Raw genomic sequence first — 19741 nt, 5'->3', positions numbered from 1 at the left:
ATTTAGATTCCGCCTGCCTTACACGGTCTGGCTGAGAGCCAGCAAGTCCCGGCAGGTCGGCCTATTGCTGGAGTTCTTGTGGGCGGAATCGCACTGTACCTTGGCCTTGGCGGTTTGAATCGGGCTGACGGAGCCTTTCAAGATGCCGTTCGACCGGGCAAGCCAAGCGCCCCAAGACCACCCGGAGAAAACGGCCCTTCCAGAACCATTTCGTTACTTCCTGTTTGAGCCCAATTACTTCATAATATTCCACCCCTTAATCGTTTGGTCTGGCGAAGCGCACCGGTTGTTTGGTTATTAAATGATTTGCTGTAATACCATCCATATACCTAGACAACTGAAGCACACTATGAATTATATAGGCCGATAAAATTCCTGTGTCAACCCGCCCAAATTTCCAAATTCGCGATTAACGAGATCGTATGGCGATAATGCGCGGGAGACCGAGGGCGGCCGGTATTCCTCCGTCCGAGTGAGGAAGCGGGGTGCGAGGCGGCGGTGGTGCTCCTGTTTGAGCACCCCGCCCGGAGGCTTCCGGTCCCGAGTCTCGGCTCAGTGTGGACGAGCACACCCTTGCTGCTATAGGTGCCAATGCCGAGGAGTAGGTGGCTCATGGGGACCTCATTAATCCGTGCAACTGTCTATACAGTTCCTTGAATGTCGCGCGTCGCTCGGTATATTGCGCGTGCCGGGCGCGGTCGGGATGATGAACCTGCTCAAGGGGGGGTGGCGGCAATTGGATGGCGATATCGAGTGAAGGGTTGAGCGCAATCTGTGCCAGCCTTGCCGCCCCAAGCGCCGGGCCGCTTTCTCCACCCCTGCGATATTCCAGGACACGGCCGCTGATATCAGCAAGCATCTGGCGCCAGAAAACACTGCGAGCTCCCCCACCAATCAACGTTGTCTGCTTGACCTCCGTTCCGCACTCACTTACTGCGTCAATACCGTCAAGGAGACCGAAACCGACCCCTTCAAGCACCGCCCGCACCAATTCTGCTCTGCCATGTTGATGAGTGAGGCCAAAGAATACACCCTTGGCGTAGGGATCATTATAGGGCGTACGTTCTCCGGATAGGTATGGCAAGAACCATGGCAGCGTGCCTTCCTGGACATCATGCTCGGCCTCATCAAGGAGCACTGTCACATCCGCTACCTTGGTAAGTTTACCTAACCAATCCAGGCAGGACGCCGCGCTCAGCATGACCGACATCAGATGCCAGGTCTTGGGCAAGGCATGACAGAAACTATGTACCGCACGATCGGGATTGCTGCGAAACCCGTCGGTTACGGTAAAATATACCCCAGAAGTGCCTAACGAGAGCATCGCTTGCCCGGCCCGATAAATACCCACTCCAACAGCCCCGGCAGCATTATCGCCGCCGCCGGCCACTACCGGCACACACGACATGCCCCATGCCAGGGCAACTTGCTTACGGAGTAGGCCGGTAATCTGATTGCCTTCATAAAGTGTTGGCATATGTACCCGACTGAGTCCACAAGCATCCAGAAGTTCGTCGTTCCAATTCCGGGCCGCGACATCCATCCACATTGTACCTGCGGCATCGGACATATCGGTGGCAAATTCGCCGGTAAGCATCAGCCGAATATAATCTTTGGGAAGCAATACCTTATCGATGTCGCGAAAGATTGTTTGCTCATTTTCTCTGACCCAGAGCAGTTTCGGTGCAGTGAATCCCGGCATCATTATGTTGCCGGTAATATGTCTGGCATTGGGCACAAGCCGCTCCAAAGTTTGACATTGTAAATGGCTGCGGCCATCGTTCCACAAAATTGCCGGACGCAGTATTCTTTGCTGCCGATCCAACAGGGTGGCACCGTGCATCTGGCCACTTAGCCCGATCGCCTTAATGTCGCCCAAGTTGATTTCCGAACCTAACCTCCGCACGGTCTTGTCAACAGCCTTCCACCAATCAGCAGGATCTTGTTCTGACCACATGGGATGAGGCCGCGAGATGGGTAAATCTTCGCTCTTGCTTGCTATCAGCACACCATTTTCATCAAGAAGTAGCGACTTGACGCTGGAAGTACCGATATCTATGCCTAAATACATTGTGTGGACCTTTAACGACTCGAAAACTTTTGTTACTTCCTGTCCGAGTCCTTTGCTTCACAACACCCTACCCCGTATGCACTTGGTCTAGCGGCGAGCCAAAATAGTTTACCGTCCCCTCTTGTAAAAATTTCAATGTCTGTCCGTCTTGATCGAACAGGTAGCAAAACCTGGAGGTTATGGAGATATCCAAAGGTTGTCCGTTAACGAGCTCTTCATGTGTTCCCGGCGCCTTTATGACAATCAAGGAGTCGCCCTCCAGTTGCAGATGTACTAAAATTTCCCCGCCGAGGTGTTCAACGATATTCACCTTGCCATGTAATATTGCTTGGTTCAGGTCATCAACTTTGCTTTGTAAAGCAATGTGTTCAGGCCGCACGCCCAGTTTGAGACGGTTTCCTAAAGCGATCGGTTTGGTGATGGTAATTTCCATTTTGATCGCCACATCACCCGGCAGTTGGACAGTCACGTAATTTCCTTGTACCGCCGTTACAAGGACATCTAAAAAATTCATCTTGGGTGATCCGATGAACCCAGCTACAAACAGATTGCCGGGGCGACAATATAGCTCAAGGGGTGTACCAAGCTGTTCCAACCGCCCTTGGTTGATAACACCGATCCTATCCGCCATGGTCATCGCTTCCACCTGATCATGGGTAACATAGAGTATAGTCGTGTTTAACCGCTGATGAAGCTTGATAAGCTCAAGCCGCATCTGCACACGCAAGGCCGCATCCAAGTTCGATAATGGCTCATCAAAAAGAAGTACCCTCGATTGACGCGCAATAGCCCGACCGATAGCCACGCGCTGCCGCTGCCCACCAGACAAAGCGGCCGGCTTGCGTCGAAGCAGCTCCTCGATCTGCAGTAAACTAGCGACGCCATGTACTATCCGATCGATTTCGGCGCGGGGTTTTTTGGCAACCTTAAGTCCAAAGGCAATATTTTCATAGATAGTCATATGGGGATACAAGGCATAGGACTGAAATACCATCCCCACACCCCGGCGGGCCGCCGGCACATTGGTGAGGTCTTCGCCATCAATTAAAAGACTCCCGGCCGTCGGTTTTTCAAGTCCGGCGATGATGCGTAGAAGTGTAGTCTTACCACATCCAGATGGCCCGATGAAGATCATGAACTCTCCATCTGCTACATCTATGGATATGTTACGAAGCACATCTCCACCTTCAAAGTGCTTATAGATTTGCTTAAGCTGCACGCGCGCCATAAATACCATCTCCTAGAATATTTGAACAGTCTGCTGGTTAAAACCCGGTGGCTACAGCTTACGGCTGAATCTCGTACCCACAATACCCGTCACTGCCCCTATAAACAACGGAAATTCACTCTTCTGGACAATGTGAATACGATATAGGCCATTCATTTTTGGTGTTCGGTAAAGACCATTTACCTCGACCTCATGTTGGAGGTTAGGCTTCCCGATAAAATACCCTTATATAAATTCGCGCAAGAACAATCGATAATACCAGAAGCAAGAGCGACTCTGCCGAAGCAACACCAACGTCAAACCCACTGAAAACAACACGCTGAATATGAATCATGGCCACCTCCGTAGCGGACCCTGGGCCGCCTTTTCCGGCAGAATAAATCATCCCGAATTCCTTGAGAATATAGGCCGTTTGGAAGACGAGCGCTGCAGTTATACCCGGCCACATAAATGGTAAAACGATACTTTTGAACCGAGGCCACCATCTTTCCGTTTCCAACATTGCCGCCTCCTCGATATCCGTGGGAACAACCGCCAGGCTGGCTGAGAGGACCAAGGCCACGAAAGGCGTCCACTCCCAAATTTGGACTAAACAGATGGTTACGAAGGCGCTATGATACCCGCCAAGCCAGTCACTGGGCGGGATGCCGACCAGACCCGTCAGGTAGTTGATGATACCCAGCTGGCGGTTGAACATCAATTGAGTAAGCATCCCGATGACCGCGGGTGTAATTGCGATGGGTATCACCAGGCAGATTTGCAATAAATGCTTGAGCGTACGGTTGTATTGGGCATCCAGGGTCAGTGCGATACCCAGTCCCACGATCATTTCTATAGGCAAAGCGCAACCCAGGAGTTCCAGGGTGGTGAACACGGACTTCCTGAAAGAAGTTGAGGTAAATGCCGCTATGTAATTGCTGAACCCGTTGAATCGCGGAACGCCATAACCCATGATCCAATGGTGAAATGACATGTATACGGTGTAGATAATCGGATAAAGGCCAACGAGCAGTAACAGGATCAACGATGGCCCAATGAAAAACCAGGGCTCAAGCACCTCACCAATAGGCCTCTTGTCCTGGGACGTACTCCTCTCAATGAAGATTTTTTTCATTCATAAACCTAATCGTTGGTTTCCATGATCTTTACACAATCCACGTAATTAACGGAACCTTGAGCCTTATAAGCTCTATCAGGGGTGGCAAGTTCGTGTATAAAATATCCCTGCCACCTCCGAGGTATGAACTATCAAGGAAGCTTGGTTTCGGAAGAAGCCTCCCATTTTTTGTAAATCGGAACATACTTATCAGGATCGTTAGCGGTGGCCCAGCATTTGGTAGCCTTCATATAGGTTGAAAGCTTATCTGCCATTTTGTTCAAACCTTCCTGAACCGGAACTCTTCCAAGTTCGATTGTGGAGCCCCAGTAGGAAACTATGGTGGAGAAACGCGGGTAGCAAGCCAGTTGCGGGCGCCAGTTTGGAACGCTCTGATGTTCCCAGGTGTATGCCATTACCTTGAGGTCAGGAAATTTTGTATCCAGCGCAGGATTCGCGTCGGTAGCCTTGCGAGCGGTAACTGCACCGAGGTTGGTCAAGGGGTTGGCCATTTTTGCTGAAGTAAGCCACTGGACGAACAGCCATGCAGCGTTCTGCTCTTTTTGGGGTACTTGGTCACTGATCATATAGGCAAACCCGCCGAAGGCCGAGAAAGCCCCCTTCGGCCCCCTAGGCTCGGGTGCAACGCCAAGATCGCTCCCGAGGGCCTTTTTCAAAGTCACATCGAAGGCTGACCATTCGGTGATCATGGCAACCCGCTTTTGCGCCAGGAATTCCACAACCTGGGGATGGTTATCCGCGACAATCCCCGGGGGCATATATTTCAACATGCTGTCTCGAAATTCAATGCCTTTAACGGATTGCGGATCATTGACGAGGATTTTATGCGTCTTAATGTTGAGAAAACGGCCTCCCCATGGCCACAGAAACCGGGCGAAGGCGTCGGCAGTTTGCGTCTCCCCTCGAGCGGACTGCAGTGCATAACCATAAACCCCTTCCTTTTTATTGGTGAGTTTCTGCGCATCCTCACGAAGTTCCTGCCACGTTGCTGGGGGGTGTTGAATGCCGGCTTTCTTGAACATGGACTTGTTATAATAAAGCAGCCCGGAATAGGAATCGAACGGTATGCCTTCCAAGGTCCCATGTACGGTGAAAGCCGACAGCCAAATTGGGAAGAACCCTTTTAAATCGTAGGCGGGATCACGTAATTTGGGGTTATCGAGGAAGTGTTGAACAGGGACCACCCAACCGCCCTTGGCAAATGTTACGGGCCAAACGCAGTCACTGAGCACGACATCGTATTCTTGCGAATGAGATATGAAATTGAGCATTTCCGCTTTGAGCGTTTCACCATAGGGATAAATCACCCAATGTACATGGATGCCCGTTTCTTTTTCAAAAATCGGCGTTAGTTTCTGCGCAGCCTGATAACTGGGACGATCCAAGCCAACTATGGTGATGGTTTCCCCTTTGTATGGGGCCGCCGCTTGCTGTAGCGTCCAGGCGTAGGCGTTTGGGATATTTGCGAAAAGGACACCTGCTCCAATTGCTGATCCCAGAGCCATCAATAATTTTTTTTTCATATTGATTCTCCTAAATTAAGTAATTACCCGATGTCACGCTTACCGCATTCATATAGCGATAAGTACCATGGCTCCTCATGATCATATGGTGATGGTCTGGGGACCAGATCGCCCGACAGCTCCGCCTATTGGTGGGGGCATTGTGAGTGGGATCGCATTGTACTTTGGCCTCGGCGGATTGAATCGGGCTGGTAGAGCCTTTCGAGATGCTGTTCGATCGAGCAAGCCAAACGCCCCAAGATCATCCCGAGGAAAACGCTCCTTCCGGGACCATTTCGTTACTTCCTGTCTGAGCCAATTACTTCACAATATCTACCCCTTAATCGCTATTGGTATGGCGAAGCGCACCAGTTGTTTGGCTATTAAATAATTTGCTGTAATACCATCCATATACCTAGATAACTGAAGCACATTATGAATTATATAGGCCTAAAAAATTCCTGTGTCAACCAACGCAAATTTGGTGGGTCAACACGGTTGATCGTTTTTGTTGGACTACCATTGGCTTGGGCCGGGCGGTGGCGTTTCCCGGATGGATCCAGATGGGGTAAACTGGCCGCCACGCTCTTCGCCGACCATTGGGCAGAACCTTTCCTGCCGCCGAGTGGGTAGGTTCGGGCGCCCAGACCCAATCGGCACAGGTCCGTTCCCGCCACGCCCGGTTCGTGTAGCCGCCTCGATCAGCATTTTAGGGCTTGGGACATTCATCCCCCCTCGCTATGATTTGCATGCGTATGGCAAGACAGGACTGAATCCGCGACGTTGAAGCGCGCACACACAATCACGCGTTTGTAGAAATAGTTCATAATAGACAATAAGGCAAGGTGAAAAGAATGCTTTTGGACATTATGCCGCTGCTTTGTTGGCAGCGGATTTGTCCTCGGCAGGAATATGTGCACCCGGCGATGAACGATTTTCATAGGTTCAATAAGCCTATTTAGCCGTATAAATATGGAGATAACCAGTTGAAAAGTTTAAGTTTGCTTTTTCATGATGAGCGTCCGGATTTATCTGGAGACAGTTCTGAGCCAGCGTATTTTCATGATCTCGGTCTGGATCAGGTCATAAATAAACTCCTCGAAGGTAGGGAAGAATATAAACTGAACGAATATTTTTATTGCCTGCCTCAAGATATGGAAACCATCCAGTTTCGTCAGGCTGTCATGGGCGACATGGGAAATGAAACGCTTTATAACAATCTATCCCTCTTTTCTAATGAACTATCAGGCATCCGCAAGTCATTGGCGCGCACAGAAAAATTATATTACCCCCTGCAACAGCAGCGTTGTTATCTGGAAATAGCCCTGCGTTATCAACAGACACTCAAAAAACTTGTGGTTCAGTTAAGTGGTGTTACTCTGGGCTCGCGGGGCCTTGAAGCATTCACCCATCAATTACTGGAGCTAATGGATTCAGCGTCTTATAAGGAGTTTGAAAACAGAACTTCCACACTTATGCAGAAAATGGAAAGTATTCGCTATGACATTATTGTGAAAGGCAATAGGGTGACTGTACAGCCTTGTCTGGATGAAAATGATTACACCTTGGAGGTGGCGCATAATTGGTATTTGGATGAAGTGTTGCCAACAATAGATAATGATAGTTCAGGAGTCAATGCAGGCTATGATCTGAATCATGTGGAAGGGCAGATATTGGAAGGTGTCGCACAACTGTATCCAGAGCCATTTCATGAGTTGGATACTTATTGTAAGCAGTATATGATGCCCAGAGAATTACCAAACACAACATTTACCGCGGAATCACTGAAAGCCGTGCGTTATCCGTTCATGGCAGGGGATATTCTGATCTGGGAACGGGAACTACAGTTTTATCTGGCCTATCTAGGATGTATTGCCCCATTGAAACATCAGGGATTGCAATTTACCATTCCGGAGATGCTTGTACAGAGCAAGAACATTCGGGCGGAACAGACATTTGATCTGGTCTTGGCCATCAGACTACTGGAAGAAACCGGACAGCAGGTTGTAGTCAATGATCTGCAGTTATCTGAAGAAGAGCAGATGTTCGTCGTTACCGGCCCTAATCAGGGAGGTAAAACCACCTTCGCCAGAACGGTTGGACAACTTCATCATCTGGCCGGTTTAGGGTGTCCTGTTCCCGGGCTGAATACCCGCTTGTGTCTTTGCGATGGGATTTATACACATTTTTCCTATCGTGAGGATATTCGCACGGGACATGGGAAGCTGGAAGAAGATCTCCTGCGGCTCCACAAGAATCTCGAAAGGGCGACTGCCTCCAGCATTTTTATATTGAATGAATTGTTTGATTCCACCAGTTATGATGATGCGCTGTATTTAAGTGAGCAGATTATCCAGCAATTACTGGAAAAGGAATCGCTAACGGTGTGGGTCACTTTTATTGATGCCATGGCGTCTCTAGGCCCACAAATCGTCAGTCTGATGAGCATGGTAGAATCAGAAGATTTAAGCAAAAGAACCTTCAAAATAAGGCGAAAACCCGCTGATGGATTGGCTTATGCATTATCCCTTGCCGAAAAATATGGTCTGACCTATGAGGCGCTTATGGAGAAAATCGCATGATCAGCATCAGCTTGCTCTATCCCGATGACAGAAAATATGACATAGACACTATTCCCAGTCATTCTGATATGTTGGTAAGGGATCTTGAGCTGTCCATATTATTTTCAGTGATGGCCAATGATGACGAAAATCTGCATAGGGCGGTTCAGCAAATAATACTGGGTCAACGCAGTACAGAAATATCGGTCATTGCTTATCGTCAGCAGATTCTCAGGGACTTCATACGCTATCCGGATTTGCTTTCTGCCATGTATCGGCACAGTCTGGATACGCTGGAAACCTATCGAGACTCCCTGAGATTCTGGTTGTCTGCCAAATCGGCGAGCAGGCGCTTGCGCAGCAATATTGATCTCCTGAATATCTTACTCTCTCAATTGACCAGCCTCCGTGATCTGGGCGAAAATTATCCTGCTGTTCAATCAGCTGGTCTAATAAAATTTTTCCGTTTTTTACGCAGGGATTATGACGATGAAACTCTGCGCAGCCTGCGCGCCCAGAATGCGATACTGCGGATGGATAATGGTTTTTCGGTGAGTGCAAAACTGGATCAAAACAATCGGAGCAAGGATTTTTTTCTGAACAGAAACCAGCCTTCCACTCATTGGTTAAAAACCTGGTTCTCCTTGGCTTCTTCTGATGAAGGTTTCTCTTTTAGCATTTCTCAACGTGATGAAAGCGGTTTAACGGCGTTGGCCGAGTTTCGTGATGCCGCCCTGGGACCAGTAGCCAGGGTGATGGATAGCGCTGTTCAAGATATCCTCGAATTTTTTACCCGATTGCGTGATGAGTCGGCTTTTTATCGAGGGGCTCTGAACTTGCGCGAGGCGCTGGCGGCGCGGGAATGTTCTTGTTGTTGGCCTGTTCCGATGACGAGTCAGCAACCAGGTTGCATCGCCAGCAAAATTTATGATCCCTGTCTGGCGCTTTCCCAGGCGGCAAAGGTCATCACCAATGACCTGCAGGCCAGCAACAAATCGCTCATCATCATTACCGGCGCAAACAGTGGTGGCAAAAGTACCTTTTTGCGCGCCTTGGGAGTGAATCAACTGCTCCTGCAAAGTGGTTTGCTGGTAGCGGCCCAGGAATTTACGGCCAGTCTCTGTGATGAGGTATATACCCACTTCAAACTAGAGGAAGATGCACGGATGCAGAGCGGCAAGTTCGATGAAGAACTGTTGCGGATGGCGGATATGGTTCCTCAACTGAAGGCCACCGCTATGGTGTTGTTCAATGAGTCCTTTGCGGCTACCAATGAACGCGAAGGGTCCGAAATTGCTTGGCAGATTTGTAGCGCATTGCTTGAAAAAGGCATAAAAATCATTTTCGTGACGCACTTATATACGTTCGCGCAGCGCTGTTATGCACAGAAAAGTGCCGATATTTTGGCCTTGCGCGCGCCTTCAGAAGAAGATTTATCTCGTAAATTCAAGATATCAGAGGCAATGCCCCTGAGCACCAGCTTCGCCAAAGATGTCTATAACAGGATATTCAAATATAAATAATAATGATGGCTTCTTTATCCGAATTGTTGTATGAGTCTGGTAGAACGACAGGATCAATTAAAATTATAATTTATCTATTCTCTCAATTAATTCGTTTGCCTTGCGTTTCACGATAACACTGTCTATAACTATTCATTCAAAACGAGGGGTTCAAAAATAAGCCCATAAGATGGTTTCGGGCATGGGGGTCAGGATGTTGGCATGTTTTTCCGGCAATGAGGTTTTTCTTGTAAATAACACCCGGCCATACATGGGTAGTTACAGGATCCGGACAGTTCCGCGATGATGGTGATGGGCAGTAGCAACATGGACATTGTCCTGCGCGTGCCGCGCGCTCCCCAGGCCGGGGAGACGGTTGTCGGAAGCGCCTATGCCCTGTATCCGGGGGGTAAGGGTGCCAATCAAGCGGTTGCGGCACAACGAGCCGGTGGATCTGTTCGCTTTGTTGCCTGCTTGGGGAGTGATGCCTACGGGGATTATCTGCATGAAAAACTGAAACTGGAAGGGATGGATTTGTCGGCACTCAGCCGTTCTCATTCGCCCACCGGGCTGGCTTTCATTTTGCTGGAAGATGGCGGTCAAAACCGGATTACCATCATTCCCGGCGCCAATGCGGATCTGAAACCAGAGCAGCTTTCATTCACCATTCCAGAACGCGACATCCTTTTGATGCAACTGGAAATTCCTCTGGAGACTGTCAAGGCTGCCGCTGTCCTCGTGCGCGAAAGGAATGGCATGGTCATTCTCAATGCTTCGCCAGTACAGACAGGGTTGGAAGAAGTTCTCGCCCTCACGGATATTGTTCTGGTCAATGAAATAGAGGCCATGCAGTTATTGGCCCTGTCGGAACCGGTTGCCATGAATAATGCCATATCTGTGGCAGGTCAGTTGGCCTCCGGGCGACAGGCCGCCGTGATTACCCTGGGTAAAGCGGGTGCCGCATGGGCCACAGGTCTGGGAAGCTCTGGTTTTGTGCCGGGTTTTGCCATTGCGGTTGTCGATACCACGGGTTGCGGGGACGCTTTTGCTGGCGCTTTCAGTGCCGGCATTGCCGCCGGTCATTCCATGGAATATGCCGTCACTTATGCCAATGCCGCTGGTGCCTTGGCTGCCATGCACGAAGGTGCACAAGCTTCGCTGCCCCTGCGCCCAGCGATAGAAAGCTTTATGGCGCAGCACATTTCCGCTGATTCTATCAAAAAGTTGAGGGTCAAATCATGAAACGCAAAACGCTTTCCATCTGCATGACGGTAATGTTTTTATCATTGGGTTTTTCGGGTGTGGCCAATGCCCAGGATGCTGCGCATCACTATACCTTTGGCTTGATGTTATCCGCCATGACCCCTTATTTTGCCACCATAAAAAGCGGTGCAGAGGCAGAAGCCAAAAAGTTAGGGGTACAACTACTGGTTGAGAATGGCAATAACAACTCTATTACCCAAAGCAATCAAATAGATACATTAATCGCCAGGAAAGTGAATTTGTTGCTGATCAACCCCACGGATGCCAAAGCGCTGGTCCCGGCCGTTGAAAAGGCCAATGCCGCACATATTCCGGTCATTTATATTGATCGCAAGGCGGATGGAGGTCATGCCATTGCCTATTTTGCCTCGGATAATGAACAAGCCGGAGCACAAGCCTGTCAATATATTGCCCAGAAATTGCACGGACACGGTAATTTATTCATGCTGCTGGGAATCTCTGGCGCCTCTGCAACCAATGAAAGAACGGCCGGTTGCGAGTCTGTTCTGAAGAGTTATCCCAACATCAAGGTGGTGGCGAGGCAATCGGGCGGGTTCAGCCGCGAAGGGGGGCTCACCGTCATGCGTGACGTGTTGATAGCCAATCCCCAGTTAAATGCGGTGTATTCCGAAAATGGTGAAATGGCCATTGGTGCCATGCGCGCCGCTGAAGCCGCTGGTCGTTTGAAGGGGCTGACCATTGCCATGGTCGGCAGTGGCAGCGTGGGCGAAACACGGTTGGTGAAAGAAGGCAAAATTGCCCTGAGTGTTGCCCAGCAGCCGGCCGTTATGGGGGCGTTGGGTGTGCAGGCGGGATATAGTTATCTCTCCACGGGTACGGTTTTTGTGCCGGTGCCCCTGCATATGGATCTGGCGCCGAGTCATTCATGAGTGCTGCGGCTGAAAGTGCTTCCGAAGGGCATAATCAGCCCCCTTTGCTGCGTTTGCGCGGTATCGGCAAACGCTTCGGCGCCGTACAGGCTTTGCGCGATATCGATCTGGATATCTGGCCCGGGGAGGTGCTTGCCCTGCTGGGAGATAACGGCGCGGGCAAATCTACCCTGATCAAAATCATCGCCGGGGCCCAGGCACCTACTACGGGGACGATGCATTTCCATGATCAGGCGGTGCGGCAGTTTGATCCGCATTATGCCCGAGACCTGGGTATTGAAACCTTGTATCAGGATCTGGCGGTCGCCGAAAACCTCGATGTGGCTGCCAATATTTTTCTGGGACGTGAGCGCAAAAAACGCTTATTGGGTGTTTTCCCCATATTGGCGCGACGGGAAATGCGGAAAGAGTCCGTTCTGGCTCTGCAGAAACTCGCCATTCAACTACCGCTGCGGCAACCCGTCGGTGAACTCTCCGGTGGACAAAGACAGGCCGTAGCCATTGCCCGGGCCGCTTATTGGCAGGCCAAACTGGTCATCATGGATGAGCCTACGGCGGCCATCGGGGTGGGCGAGCACTCGGCTATTCTCCATTTGATTCAGACCTTGGCGGCATCCAGTGTGGCGGTCATTTTGATTACCCATACCATGCCGGATGTCTGGCAGGTGGCTTCGCGCATTACCGTCCTGACCCGCGGCGAAAAGGCTCTGGACGGCAGGCCGGATAATCTCGATGAAGATCTGGTGGTCAAGGCCATGTTGCTGGGCAAGGGAGTGGCTGCTTGAACGCCACGGCATTGCAGGGACACTCCCTGCGCCAGTTTATGAGGGACCAAGGGGTACTATTGGCGTTTATCGCCTTGCTGATTTTCCTGTCTTTCGTCGCTCCCCATTTTGTATCAACCAACAACTTTTTTAGCATCCTCACCGATGCCGCGCCCCTGGTATTGCTGGCCTTGAGTGAATTGGTGGTGATGCTGGTCGCTGGCATCGATTTGTCTGTGGGGGCTGTAGCCGGACTGACGGGTGCTCTTGCCGCAACCATGATGCTCACGGGCTTTCCCTGGCCTCTGGCCCTGTTTCTGGCACTTTTGGCAGCCACCCTGGCGGGTTTGTTACAAGGGGTGGTCATCAACTATCTCCATATCACCGATTTCATTGCAACCCTTGCCGGACTTTCGATTTTTTCGAGTCTGACCCTGATTGTCACCAATGGCGAGCCGATGAATATCAATGACAACGGCTTTAACGCCATTGGTGAAAGTCATCTTCTGGGTATTCCTGACCAGGTCTGGATTGCTGGATTGATGGTCATTCTGCTCGCGCTTTTTCTCAGCCTCACGGCTTCCGGATTGTATTTGTACGCCATTGGTGGAAATCGCGTCGCGGCCTATCGGGCGGGAATCCGGGTACGGCGTTTGCGGACTTTGGCTTACGTTTTTTCCGGGTTTTCAGCAGGGCTTGCCGGTGTGATTTTTGCCGCACAACTGGCCACGGCAGACCCCAATGCCGGGCGCGGCGACGAGTTGCCCGCCATCGCGGCGGTGGTCATTGGCGGGGTTTCCCTTTTCGGGGGGCGCGGAACCGTCTGGGGTGCGCTGATCGGCGCCCTGCTGCTGAGCACGATTCTGGATGGTCTGGTTTTACTGAATATTTCACCCTTCTATACCGAGCTGGTGGAAGGTGTCGTCATTTTGCTGGCAGTCATGCTCGGTTATTTGAAGAAACGCGGTACGGTTTGAGGATGCCCGAATGAACGGGGAGGAACAGAAGGAGTCGCTATCGTAAAACACCCTGCATAAGGGCGCTTATATAAGTACGGAAAACAAGGAGAGTGCCATGACCAACAACTACAGAAATTGTAAATCCGGGCCTGGAAAGAGGTTGTCCAGGCATCTACTGACCGGCAGTCTGGCAATGGCTTGTGCCATTGCCCTGGGCGCCCCGGGATTATCCCAGGCCGCCACCCCGGACCATTCGCTGATTCCGTCCAATCGGGTACTCGAGCGGGATCTGGGTGGTACCAAGATCTCCGGCATGATCGGGCTCATCAACTTCAGTTATTTGAACCACGCTCATACCACCCAGGACACCCACTCCTTTGCCCTGGGCGGCCATCTGTATCTGCACAGCCCGTCCTTTTACGGCCTCAGTCTTGGGGTGGGCGGTGACTTTGCCACCTGGACGGATTTCTATCAACACGAAGACCCCGAACTGACGGGTCCCTATCCCAGCCATGGCATCGCCATCCTGCGCCTGGGTTATTTGCAATACCACCATGGCCCGGTGGTCATTCGCGGGGGCCGCGAGTTCATCAACACCCCCTATGCCAACATGGATTATTACACCTTCAACCCCCGCGCCTTTACCGGGGTTGCGGCGGTGTGGGACATCCTTGGCCACCCCAAAGGAGAAACCTGGGCGGGCAATGGCCCGCTCACCCTGTCGGGATCACCGGCCACCGTCAGCCTCTTCTTTGCCCGGGAATTCGCCTATGCCAGCCGGTTCAGTCCGACCTTCACCCGCGGGAATCGGTACACCAACGGCGCCCATACCAACGGCTTCTACACCATTGGCCTGCGCTTTCGGCACCAACTCTGGCAGGGAAGTCACGTTGCCGCCCAGTTATGGGACTACAACTTCTACGGCTTTGCCAACATGTTCTACGGCCAGGCGAACCTGTTCGCCGGTATTGGCCCCCATCTCGGGGTCATCGGCGGATTTCAAATGATCTCCGAGGGGAATTCCGGGACCGGCACCAACTTCCTCCAGGATTTCCTCCGCTCCCATTCCGTGGACGCCCATCTCTATGGCGTCCGACTCGGGGTGCAATTCGGCCGGGAGAAGGACAGCGTGGCCCTGGTGGGCAATTACAATCCGGTCAACTACGACTCCTTCCGCCATGGCGGGCTGATCCATCCCTACAACGATCTGACCGGGACCTTGTATACCACCACCATGCAGACGGGGCTTTCCGATATGGGTCCCGGCTACGCCTACGGGATCGCCAGCAACTTCGGATTCCTGAACCATCGTTTGTTGCTCAATGCCAGCTTCATCCGCTACGTCGCCAAGTATGGGTATGGTGGCAGCACCTACACCTACGGGGGGGCCTATGGCTTTCCGGCAGGGGTGAAGGCGGTCCCCAACCAGAAGATGTGGTCCATGGACGTGGGTTTTTCCTACAATCTTTCCCAGTTCGTCCGGGGCCTCACCGTTGCCGACTATACTGATATCTCGGTAACCCAAAATAGGACCGGGTATCCTCAATACCAGAACCCGTATTTCAGCAACCGTTTTTACTTGAAGTACCACTTCTGAAGAAGGAGAACAAAATGAAATCCATGCATAAAAAAATGCTTGCAGTATGTATTGGTCTGGCTATTGGCAGTGGTTTTTCGAGTGTGGCAGTGGCGGATTCCGCACCCAGTTTGAGTGTCATCAACTGGTGGACAGCCGGGTCGGAAGCCAAGGCCATGCACGTTCTGGTACAAATGATGAAAGCCAAAGGGGTGAATATCCAGAATGACGCCATTGCTGGCGGCGGCGGTGCCCAGGCGCGCACGATCCTGAAAACGCGTCTCATGGAAGGGCAGATTCCCGGTGCTGCACAAATAAAAGGGGTAGAAATTCAGCAGTGGGGACACACCGGGCTCTTGGCCAATATTGATGCGGCTGCCCAGGCGGAAAACTGGGATAAAAATGTTCCGGCCGCTATTAATGATTATATGAAATATAAAGGGAATTATGTAGCCGCCCCGATGGACCTGCATCGCCTGAACTGGCTCTGGTACAACCGTGCCATTCTGAAAAAAGCCGGAATCAGCGCGGCGCCGCAAACTTGGCCAGAACTCATGGCGGATCTTGCCAAGGTCCAGAAGGCTGGATACATACCCATGGCGGGTGGGGGCGATGGCTGGATGATTGCCACCGAATTTGACCCCATTGCCCTGGAAACCGGCGGACCGGCCTGGTACAAGGACGTATTTGTCAAACTGGACCCCAAAGCCATAGACAGCCCGACCATGGTCAAGGCCCTGGAAAGGCTGCGCGCCATCGAAGCCTACACGCCCAAGTCCCTGGCTGGGCGTACCTGGAATTTCGACACGGGCCTGGTGGCTGACGGCAAAGCGGCTTTTCAGATCATGGGCGATTGGGCCAATGGTCAGTTTGAGTTCCTGCATGTGACTCCGGGTGGACCGCAAGTAGGTTGCGTGGCTTTTCCCGGAACGGCCAAGGAGTTTATTTATAATGTCGATAGCTTTATTTTCTTCCGTCAGAATACGCCGGCAAAACGGGCGGCGGAAATCAAGCTGGCAGAAACCATGGTCAGCCCGAAATTCCAGTTGCTCTTCAACAAGTACAAAGGTTCCATCCCGGATTTGATGAATGTGTCTCTGGCCGGTTACAATGCTTGTCAGAAAAAATCCCGGGCGCAGTTTCTGGTGGCCCGCAAGGAGAATGGTCTGGTGCCCAGTTTTTCCCAGAATATGTCCACCTATGGACCGCCCACTGGGGCATTCATAGACTCCCTGGATAAATTCTACACCTCCAACGAAACTCCCCAGGCTGCGGCCGCAGCCATGGCCAAGCGGGTTGAGGTGGCCAAGAGTCAGGATTAACATCTTCACTACTGCCCGGTCATGCCTTAGCAGGCCGGGCTTTTGTCATTAGATATGCGCTGCAGAAGGGTCTTCCCATGCCATTCATGAAAGCAGAATTCAGTGGACGCGACCGCTTGATGGCAAAGCTGGTCCTTTCGCCGACCATTTTGGCCGCGATTTTTTTTATTTATGGATTCATTTTGTGGACTATCTGGTTGTCATTAACCCGCTCGACGATTTTGCCGAGCAATCATTTTGTCGGCCTTGCCAATTACTATAATCTTTTTGGAAGTTCGCGCTGGTGGCGCTCATTAAGTAATCTCGGTATTTTTGGCGGGCTTTATGTACTGATTTCCGTGAGCCTCGGTTTGGGGCTCGCCATTTTGCTGGACCAACGGGTCAAAGCGGAAAGGCTGTATCAGGTCGTTTTTCTGTATCCCATGGCGCTTTCGGCGGTGGTCACCGGGGTGGCCTGGCGCTGGTTGCTGGACCCCGGTTTTGGTATTCAGGCCATTGTTCGCTCCATGGGCTTTCCTCACTTTGCCTTTGCCTGGATTGATGATCCGGACATGGCAATTTATACCGTGGTCATCGCTGCCGTATGGCAGACCACGGGTTTCATGATGGCCATTTTTCTGGCGGGACTGCGGGGTGTCAGTCCTGAAATCGTCAAGGCGGCCCAGATTGATGGTGCCAGCACAGCGCGGATTTATCTGCGGGTCATTCTGCCCAGTCTCGCGCCTACTTTTTTTGTGGCGTTGCTTTTATCGGTGGGTCTGGCCATCAAAAGCTTCGGATTGATCATTGCCTTGACGGGGGGCGGGCCAGGGTACAGTACCAATGTTCCGTCCATTTTCATGTATGTTTTTTCGTTTCAACGGGGTGAAATGGGGGTTGGCGCCGCCAGTGCTCTCATGATGCTGGTGATCATGATAATTTTTGTCGTGCCCTTTCTGTATCTGGACTCACGGAGGCAAACCTGATGCGTACTTCAACGGCTTTCAGCCCCGGAAGAATCCTGGTTTATGGCTTGCTGACCCTGGCGGCCCTGTTTTTCCTGCTGCCGTTTTACGTCATGCTGGTTACTGCGTTCAAAACCATGCCGGAGATTTATTCTACGGGTATCCTCGCCCTACCCAAAAGCCTGGATTTGTATGCTTGGGTGCATGCCTGGAGTTCGGCGACTATTGGTGCCGCCAGTGCGGGTATTCACGGTTATTTCCTGAATTCTTTTATTCTGGTGATTCCGGCCGTGGCCATTTCAACCGCTATAGGCGCATTTAATGGCTATGTGCTAACGCATTGGCGCTTTCGCGGTTCCAATACATTTTTTTATGCATTGTTGCTGGGCACCATCATCCCCTTTCAGATTGTGTTACTGCCCATGGCCTGGGTGGAAGGCCGCATCGGCATAGCAGGTACTCTGATTCCCGGCCTGATGATGGTGCATATCATTTATGGTCTGGCATTTACGACCTTGTTCTTTCGCAATTATTACGTCGGCATTCCCCATGACCTGATCAAGGCCGCGCGCGTGGATGGGGCCGGATTTTTCAGTATCTTCTTCCGGATCATGTTGCCCGTGAGTACGCCCATCATCATGGTCACGGCGATCTGGCAATTCACCATGATCTGGAACAATTTCCTTTTTGGTGTAGTGTTTACCCAGGGAGAGCAGCAACCGGTCACCGTCGCCATCAATGATCTGGTGGACACGGTCACCAGCGTCCATATGTGGAATGTGGATATGGCGGCCGCCATTTTTGCGGCATTGCCGACCTTGTTGGTGTATTTGGTTGCAGGGAAATACTTCGTTCGCGGATTGACGGCTGGCGCCGTAAAAGGATAAGCATGGGACGCCTGATACTCAAGAATATTCATAAAACCTTTGGCAAGGACGAAGTGCTGCATGGAATCAATATAGAAACCGATGAAAACCAGTTTCTGATACTGGTTGGGCCTTCGGGCTGTGGAAAAACCACCTTATTGAATATCATTGCCGGTCTGGAGAGAGAAAGTGCCGGAGATATCCTGATCAATGATCGGCGAGTGAATGATCTCAGCCCCAAAGACCGGGACATCGCCATGGTGTTTCAGTCCTACGCTTTATATCCCTCCATGTCGGTGCGCGACAATATTCTTTTCGGGCTGGTCAACCGCCATGTGCCCAAGCAAGAACGCGAACAGATCCTTCAGGAGGTTGCGCACATGCTGCAGCTGGATCACCTTCTGGATCGTCGCCCACGCCAGCTTTCCGGCGGACAGCAGCAGCGGGTAGCCATTGGCCGGGCGATTGCCCGGCGCCCCGCGCTATTTCTTTTTGACGAGCCCCTGTCCAATCTGGACGCCAAGCTGCGTGTTGAAATGCGCACGGAAATCAAACGCCTGCATCAACAACTGAAGACGACCATGGTTTATGTTACCCATGATCAGATTGAGGCCATGACCATGGGAGATCTCATTGCCGTGCTGAATGATGGCATCATTCAGCAGTTGGGGACGCCCGATGCCATATACAATGATCCCGTCAATCGTTTTGTCGCGGGTTTCATGGGCTCTCCCTCCATGAATTTCATCCCGGTCACGGTTTGCCAGAGCGACGGAACCGTCTGGCTGGAAGCCCGCGAAGATGATCAGACCGGATCCCGTTTGCCTCTTCCCCCCGTCCTGCAGTCCCGTCTGAAAAGCGCCGTGGATCGCAAGGTCATTCTGGGTATCCGGCCGGAACAGATTACCGATCCGGGCAGCGCCCGTGAAGGGAGTGCCCTGCATACCATGGAACTCAAGGTGGAAATGATCGAGCCTACGGGTGCGGATATCCTGGTTTTTACGCGCCTGAACAAAACCCCATTGGTAGCCCGTGTGCATCCATCGACAAAGCTGGCGCAGGGCGCCAACACACCCCTTTCCTTTCACATGGAGCGGGCCGTATTCTTCGATCCGGATGATGGGCAACGCCTGGCGTAATCGGACGATCTGAAGTTTTGGGGGTGGCATGCTGCAA

General features: G+C 51.7%; 15 protein-coding genes. 11 read left to right on the top strand and 4 right to left on the bottom strand.

Annotated features, from left to right (window positions below):
• Positions 1-610: 610 nt before the first annotated feature.
• From xylB to ACJU26_RS15480, 4 genes are all read right to left on the bottom strand, one after another.
• The gene (gene xylB / locus ACJU26_RS15495; RefSeq protein ID WP_414040495.1) at positions 611-2071 is read right to left on the bottom strand and encodes a xylulokinase; all 1461 of its coding nucleotides are present in this window, start codon (positions 2069-2071) and stop codon (positions 611-613) included.
• A 67-nt stretch (positions 2072-2138) separates the two neighbouring features.
• Positions 2139-3299 carry an ABC transporter ATP-binding protein gene (locus tag ACJU26_RS15490; protein WP_414040494.1) on the bottom strand — a complete coding sequence of 387 codons (1161 nt, stop codon included), beginning with the start codon at positions 3297-3299 and terminating at the stop codon, positions 2139-2141.
• A 202-nt stretch (positions 3300-3501) separates the two neighbouring features.
• Positions 3502-4413, bottom strand: a complete 912-nt coding sequence (locus ACJU26_RS15485) for a carbohydrate ABC transporter permease (protein ID WP_414040493.1) — start codon at positions 4411-4413, stop codon at positions 3502-3504.
• Positions 4414-4547: 134 nt separating this feature from the next.
• The gene (locus tag ACJU26_RS15480) at positions 4548-5939 is read right to left on the bottom strand and encodes an ABC transporter substrate-binding protein (protein WP_414040492.1); all 1392 of its coding nucleotides are present in this window, start codon (positions 5937-5939) and stop codon (positions 4548-4550) included.
• A gap of 965 nt (positions 5940-6904) precedes the next feature.
• On the opposite strand from ACJU26_RS15480, the gene ACJU26_RS15475 reads away from it, so the two are divergent.
• The 11 genes from ACJU26_RS15475 to ACJU26_RS15425 all read left to right on the top strand — a co-directional run bounded on the left by ACJU26_RS15475 (position 6905) and on the right by ACJU26_RS15425 (position 19704).
• Positions 6905-8500 carry a MutS-related protein gene (locus tag ACJU26_RS15475; RefSeq protein WP_414040491.1) on the top strand — a complete coding sequence of 532 codons (1596 nt, stop codon included), beginning with the start codon at positions 6905-6907 and terminating at the stop codon, positions 8498-8500.
• Positions 8501-8832: 332 nt separating this feature from the next.
• On the top strand, positions 8833-10002 hold the full coding sequence (locus ACJU26_RS15470) for a MutS-related protein (protein ID WP_414040490.1): 1170 nt from the start codon (positions 8833-8835) through the stop codon (positions 10000-10002).
• A gap of 282 nt (positions 10003-10284) precedes the next feature.
• A complete protein-coding gene (locus ACJU26_RS15465) occupies positions 10285-11223 on the top strand; it encodes a ribokinase (RefSeq protein WP_414040489.1) in 939 nt (312 codons plus the stop codon).
• Positions 11220-12134: a substrate-binding domain-containing protein gene (locus tag ACJU26_RS15460; protein ID WP_414040488.1), complete on the top strand. Its 915-nt coding sequence runs from the start codon at positions 11220-11222 to the stop codon at positions 12132-12134. The genes ACJU26_RS15465 and ACJU26_RS15460 overlap by 4 nt, the downstream gene beginning before the upstream one ends.
• Positions 12131-12919, top strand: coding sequence for an ATP-binding cassette domain-containing protein (locus ACJU26_RS15455; RefSeq protein ID WP_414040487.1), 789 nt, complete (start codon positions 12131-12133; stop codon positions 12917-12919). Before ACJU26_RS15460 ends, ACJU26_RS15455 begins: the two co-directional genes overlap by 4 nt.
• Positions 12916-13875: an ABC transporter permease gene (locus ACJU26_RS15450; RefSeq protein WP_414040486.1), complete on the top strand. Its 960-nt coding sequence runs from the start codon at positions 12916-12918 to the stop codon at positions 13873-13875. The genes ACJU26_RS15455 and ACJU26_RS15450 overlap by 4 nt, the downstream gene beginning before the upstream one ends.
• A 142-nt stretch (positions 13876-14017) precedes the next feature.
• Positions 14018-15454: a hypothetical protein gene (locus tag ACJU26_RS15445; protein ID WP_414040485.1), complete on the top strand. Its 1437-nt coding sequence runs from the start codon at positions 14018-14020 to the stop codon at positions 15452-15454.
• Positions 15455-15468: 14 nt separating this feature from the next.
• Positions 15469-16755 (top strand): ABC transporter substrate-binding protein, encoded by a 1287-nt coding sequence (locus ACJU26_RS15440; protein WP_414040484.1) that lies wholly within the window; start codon positions 15469-15471, stop codon positions 16753-16755.
• Between the two features lie 77 nt (positions 16756-16832).
• The gene (locus tag ACJU26_RS15435; protein WP_414040483.1) at positions 16833-17720 is read left to right on the top strand and encodes a carbohydrate ABC transporter permease; all 888 of its coding nucleotides are present in this window, start codon (positions 16833-16835) and stop codon (positions 17718-17720) included.
• On the top strand, positions 17720-18586 hold the full coding sequence (locus ACJU26_RS15430) for a carbohydrate ABC transporter permease (protein WP_414040482.1): 867 nt from the start codon (positions 17720-17722) through the stop codon (positions 18584-18586). Before ACJU26_RS15435 ends, ACJU26_RS15430 begins: the two co-directional genes overlap by 1 nt.
• Positions 18587-18588: 2 nt before the next feature.
• Positions 18589-19704 (top strand): ABC transporter ATP-binding protein, encoded by a 1116-nt coding sequence (locus ACJU26_RS15425; protein ID WP_414040481.1) that lies wholly within the window; start codon positions 18589-18591, stop codon positions 19702-19704.
• Positions 19705-19741: the final 37 nt, after the last annotated feature.

The organism is Acidithiobacillus sp. M4-SHS-6, assembly GCF_047421495.1.
GTDB lineage: Bacteria > Pseudomonadota > Gammaproteobacteria > Acidithiobacillales > Acidithiobacillaceae > Acidithiobacillus.
The sequence above is the reverse complement of the archived record's forward strand: the minus strand, read 5'-3'. Positions and strand labels throughout refer to the sequence as shown.